Source organism: Aeromonas sp. QDB62, assembly GCF_027705695.1.
GTDB classification, from domain to species: Bacteria; Pseudomonadota; Gammaproteobacteria; order Enterobacterales; family Aeromonadaceae; genus Aeromonas; species Aeromonas allosaccharophila.
In genome coordinates this window covers 94,231-113,891 of sequence record NZ_JAPDCD010000002.1, presented here as the reverse complement: position 1 = coordinate 113,891, position 19,661 = coordinate 94,231, and the positions used below count along the sequence as shown (strand labels likewise).

Sequence of the window (19,661 nt, the reverse complement as noted above, 5' to 3'; positions counted from 1 at the left end):
AAGGTGGAAAAACCTATAGTTCTGGGCACCCTGGGTACCGTTTATGGCATCAAGGGCTGGCTTAAAGTGAACTCCTTCACCGATGTTGCCGAAGCGATTTTCGATTACAACCCCTGGCTGATCAATCAGAACGGGGCGTGGCGTGAAATTCGGGTTTCATCCTGGAAACGTCACAACAAGGGTCTGATCTGCAAACTCGATGGTATCGATGTGCGCGAAGATGCCCTGGCATTGACCAATGTCGAGATTGGCGTACCCGCTGATCTGTTGCCTGCGTTGCCTGAAGGTGAGTTCTACTGGCGTGACCTGATTGGTTGCTCCGTGGTGACCACCAAGGGATACGACCTGGGCAAGGTGACCGAATTGATGGAAACCGGCTCCAACGATGTGTTGGTGGTTGAGGCCAATGTAAAAGATGCCTTTGGTGCAAAGGAGCGGTTAATTCCGTTCCTGGAAGAGCAGGTGATCAAGAATATTGATCTGACTGCTCGAACAATCGAAGTTGATTGGGATCCTGGTTTCTAGTTTCCCGCGCTAACACGGGTGCCGGAGGTTTCTTATGTGGATTGGGGTCATTAGCCTCTTCCCTGAAATGTTCCGAGCCATTACCGAGCACGGGGTAACGGGTCGGGCCGTCAAGAGTGGCCTGCTGCAGATTGAGTGCTGGAACCCTCGGGAGTTTACCCACGATAAACACCGTACGGTCGATGATCGTCCTTATGGTGGTGGGCCCGGCATGTTAATGATGGTTCAGCCGCTGCGTGACGCGATTCATGCAGCCAAGCAAGCGGCGGGAGACGGGGCGAAAGTCATCTATCTCTCTCCTCAGGGACGCAAGCTGACTCAAGCGGGCGTAACCGAGTTGGCGACGAATCAGAAACTGATTCTGGTAGCCGGTCGATACGAAGGTATCGATGAACGCGTGATACAAACCGAAGTCGACGAAGAGTGGTCTATCGGGGATTACGTGTTAAGTGGTGGCGAGTTGCCTGCCATGACCCTGATCGATGCGGTTTCGCGTCTGGTCCCGGGGGTTTTGGGCGATCAGGCCAGTGCCGAGCAAGACTCCTTTACGGATGGCTTGCTGGATCATCCCCACTACACTCGGCCGGAGGTGTTGGATGGATTGGCGGTGCCAGAGGCGCTGACAAGCGGCAATCACGAAGTGATTCGACGCTGGCGTCTCAAACAGTCGCTCGGACGAACCTGGCAAAGAAGGCCGGAACTTATTAACAACCTAGCTCTGACTGACGAGCAAGAATCACTTCTTGCCGAGTATGTCCGCGAAGTGCGTGACAGCGTTAAGTAGAGTTTTCAGTTTATCCTAGGTAAGGAAAGACAATGAGCAAGATTATTCAGCAGCTTGAACAAGAGCAACTGCGTACCGACATCCCGGCTTTTGCCCAGGGCGACACTGTACGTGTTCAAGTTCGTGTTAAAGAAGGTGGTAAAGAGCGTCTGCAGGCTTTCGAAGGCATCGTTATTGCCAAGCGTAACCGCGGTCTGCACTCTGCTTTCACCGTTCGCAAGATCTCCAACGGCGAAGGTGTTGAGCGTGTATTCCAGACTCACTCTCCGCTGATCCACAGTGTAGAACTGAAGCGTCGTGGTGATGTTCGCCGCGCCAAACTGTACTACCTGCGCAACCTGTCCGGCAAAGCTGCTCGTATCAAAGAGAAGCTCAACTAATTCGATTCGAATTGGTGTCGGTATGTCGGCAAATAGCTCGACAGGTAGTGAAAAGGCTCGCCAATGGCGAGCCTTTTTTGTATCCGTCTATTGGCTATCTGGGTGCCGTTACTGGATGACCCGTACTACCGAGTTGTCGCGCCCGAAGGGGCCAGGTACATAGTCATCCGCTGCCCAGTCATTCTCGTAGAGGGTCTCCCCTTCCGGGGTGATGAGCTGGTAGCAATATTCGAAGTAACCCGGGCCGTCGGTCGGCAGATTGAGGGTGGCTTTGAACTCGCCGCTCTTCATGCGTTTCAGCTCGACCGGTTGCCACTGGGTGAACTCACCGATCAGCATCACCTGCTCCGCGCCTGCGGCGGCCTCCTTCTCTACGGCGAAGGTCACCTTGACCTCGGGCTTGGACTTTAAAAACTGTTTGATCAGTGGCATGACGCCTCCTTGTCTGTGAGTTAAAAATGGCTCCTGTCTATTTTTATACCATCATATGACAAAGATGTTGATAAGGCAGATCAAGTCGGCAAGGCAAAATAGCGTTGCAGCAGGCTGTGGGTGAAGTCGATCTTGAGATAGAAGCCGCGCGGCAGGGTCATGATGGGTTGACCATCGCGACCGATGGCTCTTGTCAGTGCCTTGTTGTTGGCGGCCTTGGGCCGCAGTTGCATCACCTGGCCGTGGCGCGCGCTGATCTGCTCCACTTCCCCCAGCACAATCATGTCCATCAGCTCCTCCCAGTCCTGACGCAGTAGCCGATCTTCCTCTTCATTCGGGCTCCACATCAGCGGCATGCCGACCCGCCGCTCGCCAACCGGGATCTCGCGACTGCCTTCCACCGGGATCCAGAGCACCCGGGAGAGCTTGTTGCGCACGTTTGACTCCTCCCAGCGCTGGCCGCTGACGCCGATCAGCGGGGCGACGCAGACGAAGGTGGTCTCCAGCGGTTTGCCCTGAGGATCCACGGGGATCGTCTTGAGCTCGATCCCCAGCTCAGGGAAGTCCTGTTCCGGCTTGCTCCCTGCGCTGGCCCCCAGTTGCAGCTCGATCAACTGACCGACCCACCCCTTGTCACGGCGCAGATCGTTGGGCACCGCGATGCCAGCCTCGGCGGCCAGCTGCGCCAGCGTGAAGCCAGCCATGGCATAGGCGCGGCTCAATAACTCCTGCTCGGATTGGGGATTGCTTGGCATAGTTGGCTCCATCTTGCTCGCCATATTCTAACAGGGGAGGATCCCGAGAAGGATCGCTGTTTTTATAACCGATCCTGAGTGGATAAGATCAAATGCAGAGAATTTGGGGGCTATCAGCTCATCGTGATGATTTTAAAGGGTTTTGTCTGTTTTATCGAGCAGTGATCCTGGCCTGGTTTGACCTCGAAATAGTTGTCCAAGGGTTTGTGCATGATGTTACACACAGTTATCCACAGAAATCTTGGATAAGTGGATGAAAGTGGGTGGAGTCGCTGATATGTTACAAAAAATTGTGAATGCCACCCCATTTTTATCGGGTAAACGGGGTAGATATTGTGCCACTCCTGTGGATAATTTCGCCGCGGTGGATCTTTGAGCAGTTGAACTTGTTCACAATCCGGATCATGGATCTGGCTCTTTGATTGACATGGATCTAGATCCAGTTGTTTTGATTTAACTATTTGTATGATAATGTTTTTTTGTCTTTTTATCTGCGAGATTGCGCGAAAGGTCGCTTTTTGCGTACAGTTAAAAAGTACTGTATATACCCGTTTGCTAACAGCTTTATGCACAGCCTGGGTGGGCAACTTGGGGGCGCGGATCCTTGGATTTGTTTATAAGTATGTTTGAAATTGAAAGTTATTCATGAAACAGGGGATTCACTCCTTGTTTGCTGCCACGGAGTGAATGTGGAACAATCTCCTTATAGATTCAGCCTTTATAAGGTGATCACGTGATTGATGGCGACGGATTTCGTCCCAATGTCGGTATCGTGATCTGTAACCGTGAAGGACAAGTGTTGTGGGCTAAACGCTATGGGCAGCACTCCTGGCAGTTTCCGCAGGGGGGGGTTGATGATGGTGAAACGCCAGAGCAGGCCATGTATCGAGAGCTGTATGAGGAGATTGGCCTCAAGCCCGAAGATGTGACCATCATGGCCACCAGTCGTAACTGGCTAAAGTACCGTTTACCCAAACGTCTTGTCCGCTGGGACAGTTCACCGGTCTGTATTGGCCAAAAGCAAAAATGGTTCCTGTTACAACTTGGTCCGGGCAGGGAATCGCGGATCCAGTTCGGCTGTCATGGCCATCCCGAATTTGACGACTGGCGTTGGGTCAGCTTCTGGTACCCGGTGCGTCAGGTCGTCTCGTTCAAGCGGGAGGTTTACCGCAGGGTCATGAAAGAGTTTGCCCCGCTGGCGATGCCGGTGCCGGCAGTGCAGGTCAACAAGAAGGATGGGCGGCGCAACCGCGCCCGTTAAGGAGCACAGATTAGTTGTTAACGGAACTGAGACGTATCGTCGAGAGCATGGCCGAGGCCAATACCCTCGAGCAGGCCTTGCAGGCATTGGTGAGCCAGACCCGGCACGCCATGGCAGTGGACTGCTGCTCCGTCTATGTCTCGGAACCCGAGGTGCGCCGCTATCGCCTGGCGGCTACCGACGGCTTAGCCCCGTCCGCGGTTGGCAAGGTGACCCTGCCCTACGAGCAGGGCATCGTCGGTCTGGTGGGTCAGCGGGAAGAGCTGATCAACCTGGCTGATGCCCCCGCGCACCCCAGTTTCAAATTCCTGCCCGATGTCGCCGAAGAGGCGTTCCGCTCCTTCCTGGGCGCCCCCATCATGCACCAGCGTCAGGTGGTCGGCATTCTGGTGGTGCAGCAGAAGGAGAGCCGCCGCTTCGATGAGGGGGAGGAGTCCTTTATGGTCACCCTGGCGGCCCAGCTGGCGGCGCGGATCGCCCAGGCGCAGGCCAAGGGGTGGTTGCAGAAGACCGACTGGAGCAAGCCGCTGCGCGGTATTGCCGGGGCCAGCGGTATCGCCATGGCCAAGGCCTGGGTGTGGCGGCCGCGCAAGGCGCTCTCGTCCATCACCCCGCGCAAGGATGAAGACCATGTCAGCCAGCTGGAGCGGCTGGAGCTGGCTGTGGAGGAGGTGCGCCACGATCTGGAGAGTCTGGCACTGCGTTTTCGCGAGAGCTACAGCCAGGATTCGGTGGCGATCTTCGATATCTACCTCCATCTGCTGAACGATCCCGGCTACATCAAGCCCATTCGCAACAAGGTGAGCAAGGAGCACTGGACTGCGGTCTCGGCGGTCAAGCTCATCAGCGATCGCTTGATCGAGCAGTTCAAGGGCATGAAGGATCCCTACCTGCAGGAGCGCTCCACCGACGTGAAGGATATTGCCCAGCGGCTGATCAGCCGACTGGTGCAGAATGAACCGGAACATATCTCCATCGGCGAGCCGGTGGTGCTGGTTGCCGACGAGGTGACCGCCACCATCCTTGCAGAAGTGCCCCGCGAGTATCTGACCGGGGTGGTCTCGCTCAAGGGGGGCACCAACTCCCACGCGGCCATTCTGGCCCGTGCCATGGGGGTCGCCGCCATCATGGGGGTCGATCTGCCCCTAGGCGACATCGGCGGTCGCATGCTGGTGGTCGATGGCTACAGCGGCGATCTCTTCATCGAACCCAATCAGGTGATCCTGACCGAGTATCGTCAGTTGCTCAATGAAGAGCGGGCACTCGATACCCTGGTGCGCAGTGTCGACAACCTGCCATCCGAGACGGCCGATGGTACCAAGGTCTCCCTGTTGCTCAACGCCGGTCTCAGTGCCGACACCGAGATCTCCCTCAATCAGCTGGCGGACGGGGTCGGGCTCTATCGCACCGAGATCCCCTTTATGCTGCAGGAGAGCTTCCCCTCCGAGTGGGAGCAGACTGCCCGCTATCGCGGCATTCTGGAGACCTACCGCAACCGGCCGGTCTGCATGCGGACGCTGGATGTGGGCGGCGACAAGCCGTTACCCTATTTCCCCATCGTCGAGGAAAACCCCTTCCTTGGCTGGCGGGGGATCCGGATCACCCTGGATCACCCCGAACTGTTTCTGGTGCAGCTCAAAGCGATGCTGCGGGCCAGTGAAGGGCTGGACAATCTGGCCATCATGCTGCCGATGATCAGCAGCGTCAGCGAAATCAAGGCCTCCCGCCGTCTGCTGGATCAAGCGTGGCGGGAAGTATCGGAAGAGGCGGCGAGCCGCGATGCGGTGATCCGCTACCCCAGCCTCGGGGTGATGATCGAGGTGCCCTCAGCCCTCTTTATCTTGCCGGAGATGGCGCCGCTCATCGACTTCTGGTCGGTGGGCAGCAATGACCTGACCCAGTACCTGCTGGCGGTGGATCGCAACAACTCCCGGGTTGCCAACATCTACGATGCCTTCCATCCTGCGGTGATCCGCGCTTTGCAACAGCTGGTTGATGCCTCCCATCGCTACCAGAAGCCGGTGTCGGTCTGTGGCGAGCTGGCCGGTGATCCGGTCGGTGTACTGCTGCTGCTGGCCATGGGCTATCGCCGCTTCAGTATGAACACCCACAACATCGCCCGGATCAAGTACGTGCTGCGTCAATCCACCCTGAGCGAGTTGACCGAACTGATGGCCGATGGCCTCAAGCATGACAATCCCCACGTGCTGCGCGGCCTGTTTGCCCGCTATCTGGAGGAGCATGGTTTGGGCGGTTTGCTGCGAGCCGGTCATAAATCGAAACAGAGTGATTGATAATCATGCCTTGTCCCTGCTGACGAATGATCGGAAAATGCGGCTTTTATTTTGACTGGGGCCGCTTATGCAGCACGATGGATATTGGGTTTTCTCGCAGATTGATCCCGTAGCATTCAGTTTGGGACCACTATCGGTACGCTGGTATGGTCTCATGTACCTGTTTGGTTTCGCTTTTGCCATGTGGCTTGCCGGCCGTCGCGCCGATACGCCGAACAGCGGCTGGACTCGCAACGAGGTGTCGGATCTGCTGTTCTACGGTTTCCTCGGGGTGATCCTCGGTGGCCGTATCGGTTACGTGCTGTTCTACAACTTCGATCTCTTCCTCGCGGATCCCACCTATTTGTTCAAGATCTGGACCGGCGGCATGTCGTTCCACGGTGGTCTGATCGGGGTTATCACCGCAATGATCTGGTTTGCCCACAAGACCAAGCGCCACTTCTTCACCGTGGCCGACTTTGTGGCGCCGCTCATTCCGTTTGGTCTCGGCGTTGGCCGGATCGGCAACTTCCTCAACGGCGAGTTGTGGGGGCGGATCACCGATGTGCCTTGGGCCATCATCTTCCCGGAAGCGGGCCCCGAGCCGCGTCACCCTTCCCAGCTCTACCAGTTCGCACTGGAAGGGGTGGTGCTGTTCATCATCCTCAACCTGTTCTGGCGCAAGAACCCGCCGCGCGGCGCCATCTCCGGCATGTTCCTGCTGTTCTACGGCCTGTTCCGCTTCCTGGTGGAGTTTGTGCGCCAGCCGGACAGCCAGCTTGGTCTCTACTTCCAGGAGATCAGCATGGGCCAGATCCTCTCCACCCCGATGATTATCGCCGGTGCCCTGATGATTTGGGTTGCCTACAAGCGTCCGCAGTTGTTCGGTAATGCCATCAAGGAGGCGAAATAATGCGAGCTTATCTCAACCTGATGCAGAAGATCCTCGATGAGGGTACCGTCAAGTCTGACCGTACCGGCACCGGTACCGTCTCCCTGTTCGGCCATCAGATGCGCTTCAATCTGGCGGAAGGCTTTCCGCTGGTTACCACCAAGAAGTGCCACCTGCGCTCCATCATTCACGAGCTGCTGTGGTTCCTTAATGGCGATACCAACACCGCCTACCTGAAAGAGCACGGCGTCAGCATCTGGGACGAGTGGGCCGACGAGAACGGCGATCTGGGGCCGGTATATGGCGCCCAGTGGCGCTCTTGGCCAGCGGTTGACGGGTCTGTCATCGATCAGATCCAGAAGGCGGTGGACGACATCAAGCACAATCCGGATTCGCGCCGCATCATCGTCTCCGCCTGGAACGTGGGCGAGCTGGACAAGATGGCGCTGGCTCCCTGCCACGCCTTCTTCCAGTTCTATGTGGCGGACGGCAAGCTCTCCTGCCAGCTCTACCAGCGCAGCTGTGATGTCTTCCTCGGCCTGCCGTTCAACATCGCCAGCTATGCCCTGCTGACCCACATGATGGCCCAGCAGTGCGATCTGGAAGTGGGTGACTTCGTCTGGACCGGCGGCGATGTGCACCTCTACTCCAACCACATGGAGCAGACTGCGCTGCAGCTTTCCCGTGAGCCGCGCCCGCTGCCGACCCTGGTGATCAAGCGCAAGCCGGACTCCATCTTCGACTACAAGTTCGAGGATTTCGAGATCGAGGGTTATGACCCCCATCCCGGGATCAAGGCGCCCGTCGCCATCTGATAGCAAGGCGCCTCAGGGCGCCTTTTTTATGCAGCTAAATAATTGAAAATTCATTTTATTGATTAATAAGACGGTAGCCAGAGACGAGGAAAAACCTGCTTATAGCAGGTATGTTTTATTTTGCCTTCGGTTTTTTCGTTGTGTTGAGCAGCAAGAAACGATTTTCCATTGGTTGTTGCAGGATATAGACTCAAATCAAAGCAATACGGTGGAAAATTTAACCATGAGTGACGTAATCAAAAAGTTCCTGAAGCTGGAGGCCGCCTCCGGAATTATTCTGATCATGGCTGCCATGCTGGCAATGATTTTAGCCAATACCGCGCTGGCTGGCGGGTATCAGGCGTTTCTCGACACGCCGGTGCAGGTGCGCATCGCAGCCCTCGACATCAACAAGCCGCTGCTGCTCTGGATCAACGATGGCTTCATGGCGATCTTCTTCCTGCTGGTTGGTCTGGAAGTGAAGCGTGAAATGCTGGAAGGGGCGCTTTCGACCCGGGTTCAGGCGACCTTCCCGGCCATTGCAGCGGTGGGCGGCATGCTGGCGCCGGCCTTGATCTACGCCTTTTTCAACTATTCGGACGACGTGGCGCGCGCTGGCTGGGCGATTCCGGCTGCGACCGACATCGCCTTTGCCCTCGGGGTGATGGCGCTGCTCGGCAAGCGGGTGCCGGTGAGCCTCAAGGTATTCCTGCTGGCACTGGCCATCATGGATGACCTCGGCGTCATCATCATCATCGCGCTCTTCTATACCCAGCAGCTGTCGCTGGAGGCGCTGGCTATCGGTATTCTGGCAACCCTCACCCTGCTTTGGATGAATCGCCGTGGTGAGGACAGGATCAGCCTCTACATGCTGGTCGGTCTGGTGCTCTGGGTGGCGGTACTCAAGTCTGGCGTCCATGCGACCCTGGCGGGTGTGGTGGTGGGCTTTATGGTTCCGCTTAACGGCAAGCGTTACGCCTCGCCGCTCAAGTATCTGGAGCACAAGTTGCACCCCTGGAGTGCCTATCTGATCCTGCCGCTGTTTGCGTTTGCCAACGCCGGGGTATCGCTGGAGGGGATTGGTCTCTCCTCCCTGTTGAGCCCGGTGCCGATGGGGATCATGCTGGGGCTGTTTATCGGCAAGCCGCTCGGGGTGTTCACCATCAGCTGGCTGTCGGTCAAACTGGGCATCGCCCAGTTGCCGCCCGGGGTCAACTTCAAGCAGATCTTTGCGGTCAGCATCCTCTGTGGCATCGGGTTTACCATGTCGATGTTTATCGCCTCGCTCGCCTTCGAGCACGGTGGGCTGGATTACGGCAGCTACTCGCGCCTAGGGATCCTGGTGGGTTCTACCATGGCGGCGGTGGTCGGCTATCTGGCCTTGCGCATGGCCCTTCCCAAGGGTGAAGGGGAACAGAGTACGGAGGGACTATGAAGCTACATACAGGGTTGTTGATGCTGTTGTTGAGCCCCGCGGCATGGGCCGGCGGGCTGGAGGATTGCAAGCAGGACGCCGCCTCGGCGAACTGCTCTGCCTATCTGAACGGAGTGGTCGATAGCGCCCTGCTGTTGGGGGACAAGCAGGCCAAGGCGCGCTTTGGCGAGACCTTCTCCGAGCGGGCGCTGAGCAGCCGGGCTGGCGAGCGGGTCAAACACTCCAACAAGCGTTATTGCGCTGACCGGATGCCGGACAAGGCACGCCTCAAGGCCAGCCTGATGGAGCAGTTTGGCGCGAACAAGGTTGACTCGGTCAGCGACATGTATGACATTCTGGCGGTTGAACTCAGCTGCTACCGGAGTCCGCGCACCGCGGGAACCTCATCGGATGTCACACCTTAACTACAACCACCTTTACTATTTTTGGATGACTCAGAAGAAGGGCTCCGTTACTCAGGCAGCGGAAGCCCTTTTTTTGACCCCGCAAACGGTCACCGGTCAGATCAAGCTGCTGGAGCAGCGTCTCGGCGGCAAGCTGCTCAAGCGCAAGGGGCGCTCGCTCGAGGCGACCGAGCTGGGCCAGCTGGTGTTTCGCTATGCCGACAAGATGTTCAGCCTCTCCTACGAGATGCTCGATATCGTTAACTACCGCAAGGAGAGCCAGATCCTGTTTGACGTCGGCATCGCCGATGCTCTATCCAAGCGCCTTGCCAGCCGCGTGCTGCTTTCTGTTATTCCGAATGATGGCTCCATCCACCTGCGCTGCTTCGAGTCGACCCACGAACTGCTGCTGGAGCAGCTGAGCGAGCACAAGCTCGACATGATCCTCTCCGACTGTCCGGTGGACTCCAGCCAGCATGCGGGGCTGCTTTCCAAGCGGTTGGGCGGCTGTGGCGTCAGCTTCTTCTGCAAGGCGCCGTTGCCCGAAAAGCCCTTTCCCGCCTGTCTGGAGGAGCGCAAGCTGCTGATCCCCGGTCGCCGTACCGCCATGGGGCGTCAGCTGACCCAGTGGTTCGAGCAGCAGGGGGTTTCTCCCAGCATTCTTGGCGAGTTCGATGATGCCGCCCTGATGAAGGCGTTTGGCTTCTTCAATCAGGGGATCTTCATGGCCCCCACCATCTATCGGGAGGAGATCCTCGAGGGGGAGGGGGTGATGCTGATCGGGGAGACCCAGGATCTGATGGAGGAGTATTACGTCATCTTCGCCGAGCGGATGATCCAGCATCCGGCGGTGAAGCGGGTCTGCGAGAGCGATTTTACCTTTCTCTTTTCCGGCCAAGAGAATTTCTCCGCCATCCAGCCTGCTACCCTGTCGTTTTAAAACGGCCCATCACCACGTATCATCGGCGATGAGTGGCAGAGGAGAGATGTGATGCAACTTGAAGAGATGGAAGCCAATGCGAGTAAAGCGGTGGCCTTGCTCAAGGCGCTGGCCAACGAACGGCGGCTGTTTATTCTGTGCCAGTTGCTGGAGCGGGAGCTGTCGGTGGGGGAGCTCAACGAGCGATTGGGATTGAGTCAGTCGGCCTTGTCACAGCATCTGGCGCTGTTGCGGCGGGATGAACTGGTGACGACGCGCAAAGAGGCCCAGACGGTCTACTATTCGCTGCGCAGCCATGAGGTGCGTGAAATGATCAGTTTGCTGCATCGACTTTATTGCTGCGCAGATAAATAAAAAACCGGCACTAAGGCCGGTTTTTTTAGCTTTGATCAGCAGAAGCTGATTAAGCCATAGCTTTGATCTGGGCAGACAGGCGGCTCTTGTGACGAGCAGCTTTGTTCTTGTGGATCAGGCCTTTGGTCGCCATACGATCCATGATCGGCTGAGCAACAGCGAAAGCGGCAGTCGCGGCAGCTTTGTCGCCAGAGGCGATAGCAGCGATGACTTTCTTCAGGTAGGTACGGGTCATGGAACGACGGCTGGCGTTGTGCTGACGGCGTTTTTCTGACTGAAGAGCGCGCTTCTTAGCAGATTTGATGTTAGCCAAGGTAAAACTCCTAAAACTGTCTTAGCGAGTGTATTGAAAAGGCCCGGAAATATGCCCTTCCAACCACATAATGTCAAATGATTTGTGCAAATAAACACCGCCTCCCGGTGGTGTGTCAGTAGGGAGACGGTTAAACTGTCGGCCGATTCTAGCAGCATTCTTTTCATTCTGACAGTTCCAGAGGCCTCGTCTTGAGTAAGAAATTGATCAAATCCGGCATGATAGTGTCCGGAATGACGCTGGCATCCCGCGTAATGGGCTTGGTTCGCGATGTGGTCATCGCCAATCTGCTCGGTGCCGGGGTGGCCGCAGACGTCTTCTTCTTTGCCAATCGCATTCCCAACTTTCTGCGTCGTCTGTTCGCCGAAGGTGCCTTCAACCAGGCCTTTGTCCCCGTAATGACGGAGTACAAGAAAAATGGCGACGAGGGGGAAGTGCGTGAATTGCTGGCCGCGGTGGCGGGTACGCTGGGGGGCATAGTGACGGTAGTTACCCTGCTCGGGGTGCTGGGGTCGGGAGTGCTGACCGCGCTGTTTGGCTGGGGCTGGTTCTGGGACTGGTTGCACGGCGGCCCTGCGGCCGAGAAGTTCGAGCTCGCCAGTCTGATGCTCAAGATCACCTTCCCCTACCTCTGGTTTATCACCTTTACCGCCATGGCGGGGGCCATCCTCAACACCTTTGGCCGCTTTGCAGTCTCGTCGTTTACGCCGGTGTTTCTCAACATCACCATGATTGCTGCGGCCTGGTGGATTGCGCCACTGATGGACAAACCGGAGATCTCGCTGGCGATTGGTGTCTTTTTGGGCGGTTTGGTGCAGTTTTTGTTCCAGTACCCCTTTTTGCGCCAAATCAACATGCTGGTGTGGCCCAAGTGGGGATGGCATCACCCGGGAGTGGTGAAGATCCGCACCCTGATGATCCCGGCCCTGTTCGGGGTATCGGTCAGCCAGATCAACTTGCTGGTCAACACCATGCTCGCCTCCTTCCTGGCGACCGGTGCCATCAGCTACCTCTACTACTCGGATCGTCTGCTGGAGTTCCCCCTCGGCCTGTTTGCGGTGGCCATCAGTACCGTGATCCTGCCTGCGCTGGCGAAAAAGCATGTGGATGCCGATCCGGCCGACTTCTCCCGCACCATGGATTGGGGGGTGCGGATGGTGATGCTGCTCGGCCTGCCCGCCATGATAGGCATTGCGGTGATGCGCGAGCCGATTCTGCGGGTGCTGTTTATGCGCGGCGAGTTCGGCATGCATGAAGTGAGCATGTCGAGCGCCAGCCTGCTGGCGTCCACCACCGGTCTGCTCTCCCTGATGCTGATCAAGGTGCTGGCTCCCGGTTATTACGCACGGCAGGACACCAAGACGCCGGTGCGGATCGGGATGATGTCGATGGCGGCCAATATGGTCTGCAACCTCCTCTTCATCTATCCGCTCGGTTACGTGGGGCTGGCGCTCTCGACCGCCTGCTCGGGCACCCTGAATGCGGCCTTGTTGTTCAAGGGGTTGTACCAGCAGAGCGTCTATCGTCCCTCCCGCCATACCGGGGTGTTCTGCCTCAAGCTGCTGGTCGCCAGCGTGCTGATGGGGGGCGTGCTCGCCTACCTGTCGCCGGATCTGGCCCAATGGGGCGCATGGAGCATGGGCAAGGCCAGTTTGCAGCTGACCATGTTGCTGTCGCTGGGGGCCGGGGTCTATGCGATGGTGTTGCTGCTGCTGGGCATTCGTCCGCGTCATCTTAAAGCGGGGCAGCAGTAGCCGTGATCCTGCGGCGCCATGGGGATAGTGCCTCATGGCGCCGCGGGGGCAGGATTGGGCCCGGATAGTTGAAATCAGGCTATGAGGGCTGACCCTGCCTGCTGCCTGATATATAATCCGCCGATTTCCATGGCAGCAACGCACAAGGCACTGATGGAGCTTATTCGCGGCATTCACAATCTCAAGCCCCGTCACCGGGGATGTGTATTGACCATTGGCAACTTTGATGGGGTTCATCAGGGTCACCATGCGGTATTGGCACGTCTCAAGGAGAAAGCGGCCCAGCTGGGATTGCCCGCCTGCGTCATGCTGTTCGAACCGCAGCCGCTGGAGCTGTTTGCCGGTACGGCGGCGCCTGCCCGGCTGAGCCGGTTGCGGGAAAAGTATGAAGCACTGCGGGGGCTGCAGATCGACCGCATGCTCTGCGTGCGCTTCAGCCATCGCTTTGCCGAGCAAGCGGCTGCGACCTTCATCGAGCAGTTGCTGGTGGAGAAGCTCGGGGTTCGCTATCTGGTGGTTGGCGACGATTTTCGCTTCGGCAAGGGGCGGGAAGGGGACTTCCACCTGCTGGAAGAGGCGGGCCATCGCTTCGGGTTCGAGGTGATCAGTACCCAGAGCTTCCAGCTCGAACGGCAGAGGGTCAGCAGCACCCTGGTGCGTGAAGCCCTCAAGGCGGGCCGGATGGCGGAAGTGGAGCTGATGCTTGGCCGCCCCTACACCATCAGCGGCCGGGTGGCCCACGGCGACAAGCTGGGGCGCACCATAGGTTTTCCCACCGCCAATCTGGCCCTCAAGCGCCAGGTGATCCCGGTCGGTGGCGTGTTTGCGGTGGAAGTGATATGTTCCGGCAAGACCTTCCCCGGTGTAGCCAATGTGGGTGTACGGCCGACCTTGAGCGGTACACAAGCCAGATTGGAAGTACATCTATTTGATTTTTCTGGTGATCTATATGGTCAGCAGGTCAAGGTGCTGCTTCGCCACAAGCTGCGCGAAGAGCAGAAGTTTGCCTCTTTCATTGCCTTGAAAGAGCAGATCGAACGAGATGCCCTGGCGGCCCGAGCCTGGTTCGGGCTGCCACAATTCAATTTACCCAGCACTCTTTTAGAAAAGAAGGGAACCCAGGACTGATGAGCGACTATAAACACACCCTGAATCTTCCGGAAACCGAGTTTCCGATGCGTGGCGATCTGGCCAAGCGCGAACCCAACATGCTGAAACGTTGGTACGATCAGGATCTCTACGGCGCTATTCGCCGCGCCAAAGCGGGCAAGCCTTCTTTCATTCTGCATGATGGCCCCCCCTATGCGAACGGCAACATTCACATCGGTCACTCGGTCAACAAGATCCTCAAAGACATCATCATCAAGTCCAAGGGCCTCTCCGGTTTCGATTCCCCCTATGTGCCGGGTTGGGATTGCCACGGTCTGCCTATCGAGCTGAAAGTGGAAGGCATGGTTGGCAAGCCGGGCGAGAAGGTTTCCGCTGCCGAATTCCGCGCCGAGTGCCGCAAATACGCCAAGACCCAGATCGAAGCGCAGAAGACCGACTTCATCCGTCTGGGTGTGCTGGGCGACTGGGAACACCCCTATCTGACCATGGATTTTGGCACCGAAGCCAACATCATCCGCTCCATGGCCAAGATCGTTGAAAACGGCCACCTGCACAAAGGTTCCAAGCCGGTGCACTGGTGTACCGATTGTGGCTCCGCGCTGGCTGAAGCCGAAGTGGAGTACTACGACAAGAACTCCCCCTCCATCGATGTGCGTTTCAAAGCCGTTGACGAGGCGACCGTTGCCGCCAAGTTTGATTGCGCCGAAGGCCACACCGGCAAGGGCCCGATCTCTGCGGTGATCTGGACCACTACCCCGTGGACCCTGCCAGCCAACCGTGGCATCGCCATGCACGCCGACCTCGACTATGCGCTGGTGCAGGTGGAAGGTGAGCACCCCGAGCGCCTGATCATGGCCGCCGAACTGGTCAAGGATGTGATGGATCGTGCCGGTATCGAGCAGTTCCACAATCTGGGCTACGCCAAGGGCGCGGCACTCGAGCTGTTGCGCTTCAACCACCCCTTCTACAGCTTCGACGTGCCGGTGGTACTGGGTGACCACGTCACCCTGGATGCCGGTACCGGTGCCGTCCACACCGCCCCTGGCCACGGTCAGGAAGACTTTGTAGTCGGTCAGAAGTACGGTCTGGAAGTGGCCAACCCGGTTGGCAGCAACGGCGTGTATCTGCCGGATACCGAACTGTTTGCCGGCCAGCACGTGTTCAAGGCCAACGCCTCCGTGGTCGAGGTGCTGACCGAGCGCGGCGCCCTGCTGCATCACAAGGTGTTCAACCACTCCTACCCGCACTGCTGGCGTCACAAGACCCCTATCATCTTCCGTGCCACCCCGCAGTGGTTCATCAGCATGGAACAGAAGGGTCTGCGCCAGCGCGCGCTGGAAGAGATCGAGCGTATCGAGAAGGACGGTATCAAACAGCACGGCCAGAGCGGCTGGGTACCAGCCTGGGGTAAAAACCGCATTCAGGCGATGGTCGAGAACCGTCCTGACTGGTGTATTTCCCGTCAGCGTACCTGGGGTGTGCCTATCTCCCTGTTCGTTCACAAAGAGACCCAGGCGCTCCACCCGGAATCCGTGCGCCTGATGCACGAAGTGGCCAAGCGGGTCGAGCAGTCCGGCATCCAGGCATGGTGGGATCTGGACAAGGCCGAGCTGCTGGGCAGCGATGCCGACATGTACGACAAGGTGCCTGACACCCTGGACGTCTGGTTCGACTCCGGTTCAACCCACTCCTCCGTGGTTGATGCCCGTCCCGAGTTCAACGGCAACCCGGCCGACATGTATCTGGAAGGTTCTGACCAGCACCGCGGCTGGTTCATGTCCTCCCTGATGATCGGCGTGGCGATGAAAGACAAGGCCCCGTACAACCAGGTGTTGACTCACGGCTTCACCGTGGATGGTCAGGGTCGCAAGATGTCCAAGTCCATCGGTAACGTGGTCAGCCCGCAGGACGTAATGAACAAGCTGGGTGCCGACATCCTGCGTCTGTGGGTAGCGAGCACTGACTACACCGGCGAGATGACTGTCTCCGACGAGATCCTCAAGCGCTCTGCCGATGCTTATCGCCGTATTCGCAACACCGCCCGCTTCCTGCTGGCCAACCTGAATGGCTTCAATCCGGCGACCGACATGGTGGCGCCTGCCGACATGGTGGTGGTGGATCGCTGGGCTGTCGGTCGTGCCAAAGCGGTACAGGCCGAGATCATGGCAGCGTTCGATGAGTACAACTTCCACGGGGTGACTCAGAAGCTGATGCAGTTCTGCTCCATCGAGATGGGCTCCTTCTATCTGGATGTCATCAAGGATCGTCAGTACACCGCCAAGGCTGACAGCCTGGCCCGTCGCTCCTGCCAGACCGCGCTCTATCACATCGCCGAGGCCATGGTGCGCTGGATGGCGCCGATCATGAGCTTCACCGCTGATGAAATCTGGGCACTGCTGCCGGGCGAGCGCGGCGAGTTCGTGTTCACCGAAGAGTGGTACGACGGCCTGTTCGGTCTGGAAGCGGGTGAAACCCTCAACGACGACTTCTGGGCCGAGATCCTCACCGTGCGTGGTGAAGTGAACAAGGCGTTGGAAGTGGCCCGTGGCGAGAAGCGCATCGGTGGCTCCCTGCAGGCCGAACTGACCCTGTTCGCCAAGCCGGAGCTGGCTGCGCGCCTGAACGCCCTGGCCGATGAGTTGCGCTTCGTGCTGCTCACCTCCAAGGCCAAGGTGGTGGTGGCTGACACTGCGCCGGAAGGCTCTGTGGCGACCGAGCGTGATGACCTGTGGCTGAGCGTGGCCCAGTCTGCTGCCGCCAAGTGCGACCGCTGCTGGCACCATGTGGAAGACGTGGGCACCATCGCGGGTCACGAAGAGATCTGTGGTCGCTGTGTGACCAACGTTGAGGGTGACGGCGAAACGCGTCAATTTGCCTGATGAACATGACTCAACATAAAAGCGGCCTGCGTTGGCTGTGGCTGGCAGTGCTGGCCTTTGTACTGGACCAGGCGAGCAAGCTCGCCGTGGTCAAGTTGCTGCCATTTGGTTACCCGGGGGTGGAGATCACCCCCTTCTTCAATCTGGTTCACGTCTACAACAAGGGCGCCGCATTCAGCTTTCTGGCTGATCAGGGTGGCTGGCAGCGCTGGTTCTTCGCGGTGCTGGCTTTTGCCATCTGTGGATTGCTGATCCACTGGCTGCGCAAGCAGTCGGTGACCCAACGTTGGAGCGGTATCGCCTATTCACTCATCATCGGTGGTGCCCTTGGCAACGTCTTTGATCGACTGGTGTTGGGCCATGTGGTCGACTTCCTCGACTTCTACTGGCAGCGTGCGCACTGGCCGGCATTCAACCTGGCCGACAGCTTTATCTTTATCGGGGCCGCCATGATTGTGTTGGACGGTTTCCGTGGTGAGAAAAAGGAACAGGCATGAGCCCGCAGATCACCGCTAACAGCAGCGTGCTGTTCCACTTCTCCATCAAGCTGGAAGATGGTTCAGTTGCCGACAGCACTACGCTGCACGGCAAACCGGCTCGCCTGCGGATGGGCGATGGCAGCCTGACCCCGACCTTCGAGCAGTGCCTGCTGGGCCTGTGCGAAGGGGAGAGCAAGAGCTTCACTCTGGCGCCGGAGCAGGCGTTTGGCCTCTCCAATCCCGACAACATCTACCATCTCGACCGTGCCAAGTTTGGCGCCGATGTGGAGCCAAAAGTTGGCACCATCATCCTGTTCGATCAGCCCAACGGCAGCGAACTGCCGGGCATTATCCGGGCGGTAGCCGGGATGTCGGTCACGGTCGATTTCAACCATCCGCTGGCCGGTCATACCGTCACCTTCGAGGTGGAGATCCTGGGCGTTGATGATGAGGAGAAGGTGCACTAATGGATATTCTGCTCGCTAACCCGCGCGGTTTTTGCGCCGGTGTCGATCGCGCCATCAGTATTGTCGAGAGCGCGCTGGAGAAGTTCGGGGCCCCCATCTATGTCCGCCACGAAGTGGTGCATAACCGCTATGTGGTGAACAAGCTGAAAGAGGCGGGTGCCGTCTTCGTCGAGGAGCTCGATGAGGTGCCGGATGACAGCATCGTCATCTTCTCCGCCCACGGCGTGGCCAAGACGGTGCGCGAGATGGCCAAGTCTCGTGCCCTCAAGGTATTCGATGCCACCTGTCCGCTGGTGACCAAGGTGCATATGGAGGTTCATCGCGCCAGCCGCAAGGGCTCCGAGGCTGTGCTCATCGGCCACGCCGGTCACCCCGAGGTGATCGGGACCATGGGGCAGTACGAGAATCGCGAAGGCGGCATGTATCTGGTGGAGACACCGGAAGATGTCGCCAAACTCAAGGTGAAAAATCCGGATGACCTCTGCTTCGTCACCCAGACCACCCTGAGCGTGGATGAAACTTCTGACGTGATCGATGCCCTGCGCAAGCACTTCCCCAAGATCCAGGGGCCACGCAAGGACGACATCTGCTATGCCACCCAGAACCGTCAGGATGCGGTGCGGGAGATGGCGGGGCTGGTGGATGCCATGCTGGTGGTGGGGTCTCGCAACTCCTCCAACTCCAACCGTCTGCGCGAGCTGGCCGAGAAGGTGGGCGCCAGCGCCTATCTTATCGACGATGCCTCGATGATTGAGGCGAGCTGGCTGGAAGGGGTGAAGGCGATCGGCGTCACAGCTGGCGCTTCTGCCCCCGAGGTACTGGTGCAATCCGTCATCACGCGCCTGCGCGAGCTGGGTGGCAAGGTGGTTGCCGAGCATCCTGGCCGTGAAGAGAACGTAGTCTTTGAGGTTCCTCCCGAACTTAGAATAATTTGAGTGCAGCCAGGAAGGCTTAAGAATAAAGTGTGTTAATAATGACGCCGGGTTTGTTCTAGTGACAGGCTCGGCGTTAAACTTATAAAGCAGTCAGTCACCAAGGATGGGATATGATTGGATACTCTCGTGGCTTTTCTCTTATTGAGCTGATGATTGTCGTCGCCATCGTGGCGATCCTCGGCACCATCGCCTACCCCTCTTATCAGCAATATGTGCTGCGCAGTCACCGTGTCGAAGCCAAGGCCATGTTGTTGAATGCGGCCAATCGGCAAGAAACCTATTTTATGGATTTTAATCAGTACGCATCTTCTGCTGCGGCACTTGGTATTAGTAGTGCATCTGAGACCGGTCTGTATCAATTGTCCATTGCCGTATCAGGCAACACCTACACCTTGTCAGCCAGTGCTGGCGCGACGACTGCCCAGGCCAAGGATACCGATTGCACGGTGTTTTCCATTAATCAGATGGGTATCAAAAGTGCTTCTGGTACAGCTAGCAATAGCTGCTGGGAATAGC

The 19,661-nt window shown here is 58.0% G+C and carries 21 protein-coding genes; 18 read left to right on the top strand and 3 right to left on the bottom strand.

All coding sequences use genetic code 11. The features are described from left to right. The first annotated feature begins 3 nt into the window (after window positions 1–3). From rimM to rplS, 3 genes are read left to right on the top strand one after another with little or no spacing between them, the layout of a single operon-like run. The gene (rimM, locus tag OKC27_RS01595; protein ID WP_042059665.1) at window positions 4–525 is read left to right on the top strand and encodes a ribosome maturation factor RimM; all 522 of its coding nucleotides are present in this window, start codon (window positions 4–6) and stop codon (window positions 523–525) included. A gap of 34 nt (window positions 526–559) precedes the next feature. Beyond that, complete coding sequence (trmD, locus tag OKC27_RS01590; RefSeq protein WP_005340400.1) at window positions 560–1,309, top strand: tRNA (guanosine(37)-N1)-methyltransferase TrmD; 750 nt, start codon at window positions 560–562, stop codon at window positions 1,307–1,309. A gap of 32 nt (window positions 1,310–1,341) precedes the next feature. Beyond that, the gene (rplS, locus tag OKC27_RS01585; protein ID WP_005313505.1) at window positions 1,342–1,689 is read left to right on the top strand and encodes a 50S ribosomal protein L19; all 348 of its coding nucleotides are present in this window, start codon (window positions 1,342–1,344) and stop codon (window positions 1,687–1,689) included. 108 nt (window positions 1,690–1,797) lie between these two features. Here the strand turns inward: rplS and OKC27_RS01580 are convergent, their stop codons facing one another. Both OKC27_RS01580 and mutH read right to left on the bottom strand, forming a co-directional pair. Then, entirely contained in the window at window positions 1,798–2,121 is a 324-nt protein-coding gene (locus tag OKC27_RS01580) for an isoamylase early set domain-containing protein (protein WP_019445584.1), read from the bottom strand. An 80-nt stretch (window positions 2,122–2,201) separates the two neighbouring features. Then, window positions 2,202–2,876 carry a DNA mismatch repair endonuclease MutH gene (mutH, locus tag OKC27_RS01575; RefSeq protein WP_182938762.1) on the bottom strand — a complete coding sequence of 225 codons (675 nt, stop codon included), beginning with the start codon at window positions 2,874–2,876 and terminating at the stop codon, window positions 2,202–2,204. 733 nt (window positions 2,877–3,609) lie between these two features. On the opposite strand from mutH, the gene rppH reads away from it, so the two are divergent. From rppH to OKC27_RS01535, 8 genes are all read left to right on the top strand, one after another. After that, window positions 3,610–4,137: an RNA pyrophosphohydrolase gene (gene rppH, locus OKC27_RS01570; protein WP_033135511.1), complete on the top strand. Its 528-nt coding sequence runs from the start codon at window positions 3,610–3,612 to the stop codon at window positions 4,135–4,137. Between the two features lie 14 nt (window positions 4,138–4,151). Then, entirely contained in the window at window positions 4,152–6,431 is a 2,280-nt protein-coding gene (gene ptsP, locus OKC27_RS01565; protein ID WP_182938763.1) for a phosphoenolpyruvate--protein phosphotransferase, read from the top strand. A gap of 67 nt (window positions 6,432–6,498) precedes the next feature. Then, the gene (gene lgt / locus OKC27_RS01560; protein WP_182938764.1) at window positions 6,499–7,323 is read left to right on the top strand and encodes a prolipoprotein diacylglyceryl transferase; all 825 of its coding nucleotides are present in this window, start codon (window positions 6,499–6,501) and stop codon (window positions 7,321–7,323) included. Continuing rightward, the gene (thyA, locus tag OKC27_RS01555) at window positions 7,323–8,117 is read left to right on the top strand and encodes a thymidylate synthase (protein ID WP_182938765.1); all 795 of its coding nucleotides are present in this window, start codon (window positions 7,323–7,325) and stop codon (window positions 8,115–8,117) included. The genes lgt and thyA overlap by 1 nt, the downstream gene beginning before the upstream one ends. A gap of 223 nt (window positions 8,118–8,340) precedes the next feature. Then, window positions 8,341–9,531 carry a Na+/H+ antiporter NhaA gene (gene nhaA / locus OKC27_RS01550; protein WP_111806101.1) on the top strand — a complete coding sequence of 397 codons (1,191 nt, stop codon included), beginning with the start codon at window positions 8,341–8,343 and terminating at the stop codon, window positions 9,529–9,531. Further along, a complete protein-coding gene (locus OKC27_RS01545) occupies window positions 9,528–9,935 on the top strand; it encodes a hypothetical protein (RefSeq protein ID WP_182938766.1) in 408 nt (135 codons plus the stop codon). The genes nhaA and OKC27_RS01545 overlap by 4 nt, the downstream gene beginning before the upstream one ends. After that, window positions 9,922–10,854, top strand: a complete 933-nt coding sequence (nhaR, locus tag OKC27_RS01540; RefSeq protein ID WP_005340434.1) for a transcriptional activator NhaR — start codon at window positions 9,922–9,924, stop codon at window positions 10,852–10,854. The genes OKC27_RS01545 and nhaR overlap by 14 nt, the downstream gene beginning before the upstream one ends. A 51-nt stretch (window positions 10,855–10,905) precedes the next feature. Next, window positions 10,906–11,208, top strand: coding sequence for an ArsR/SmtB family transcription factor (locus OKC27_RS01535; RefSeq protein ID WP_182938767.1), 303 nt, complete (start codon window positions 10,906–10,908; stop codon window positions 11,206–11,208). 49 nt (window positions 11,209–11,257) lie between these two features. Here the strand turns inward: OKC27_RS01535 and rpsT are convergent, their stop codons facing one another. Beyond that, window positions 11,258–11,521, bottom strand: coding sequence for a 30S ribosomal protein S20 (gene rpsT / locus OKC27_RS01530; protein ID WP_005308808.1), 264 nt, complete (start codon window positions 11,519–11,521; stop codon window positions 11,258–11,260). A 191-nt stretch (window positions 11,522–11,712) separates the two neighbouring features. On the opposite strand from rpsT, the gene murJ reads away from it, so the two are divergent. From murJ to OKC27_RS01495, 7 genes are all read left to right on the top strand, one after another. Next, on the top strand, window positions 11,713–13,275 hold the full coding sequence (murJ, locus tag OKC27_RS01525) for a murein biosynthesis integral membrane protein MurJ (RefSeq protein ID WP_270805882.1): 1,563 nt from the start codon (window positions 11,713–11,715) through the stop codon (window positions 13,273–13,275). A 153-nt stretch (window positions 13,276–13,428) separates the two neighbouring features. After that, window positions 13,429–14,403 (top strand): bifunctional riboflavin kinase/FAD synthetase, encoded by a 975-nt coding sequence (gene ribF / locus OKC27_RS01520; protein WP_163129015.1) that lies wholly within the window; start codon window positions 13,429–13,431, stop codon window positions 14,401–14,403. Next, entirely contained in the window at window positions 14,403–17,264 is a 2,862-nt protein-coding gene (ileS, locus tag OKC27_RS01515) for an isoleucine--tRNA ligase (protein ID WP_270805881.1), read from the top strand. The genes ribF and ileS overlap by 1 nt, the downstream gene beginning before the upstream one ends. Further along, the gene (gene lspA / locus OKC27_RS01510; RefSeq protein WP_005340447.1) at window positions 17,264–17,761 is read left to right on the top strand and encodes a signal peptidase II; all 498 of its coding nucleotides are present in this window, start codon (window positions 17,264–17,266) and stop codon (window positions 17,759–17,761) included. The genes ileS and lspA overlap by 1 nt, the downstream gene beginning before the upstream one ends. Further along, entirely contained in the window at window positions 17,758–18,210 is a 453-nt protein-coding gene (gene fkpB, locus OKC27_RS01505; RefSeq protein ID WP_270805880.1) for an FKBP-type peptidyl-prolyl cis-trans isomerase, read from the top strand. The genes lspA and fkpB overlap by 4 nt, the downstream gene beginning before the upstream one ends. Next, window positions 18,210–19,145 carry a 4-hydroxy-3-methylbut-2-enyl diphosphate reductase gene (gene ispH, locus OKC27_RS01500; protein ID WP_111806111.1) on the top strand — a complete coding sequence of 312 codons (936 nt, stop codon included), beginning with the start codon at window positions 18,210–18,212 and terminating at the stop codon, window positions 19,143–19,145. The genes fkpB and ispH overlap by 1 nt, the downstream gene beginning before the upstream one ends. 110 nt (window positions 19,146–19,255) lie before the next feature. Next, window positions 19,256–19,660, top strand: a complete 405-nt coding sequence (locus OKC27_RS01495) for a type IV pilin protein (protein WP_042059696.1) — start codon at window positions 19,256–19,258, stop codon at window positions 19,658–19,660. Window position 19,661: the final 1 nt, after the last annotated feature.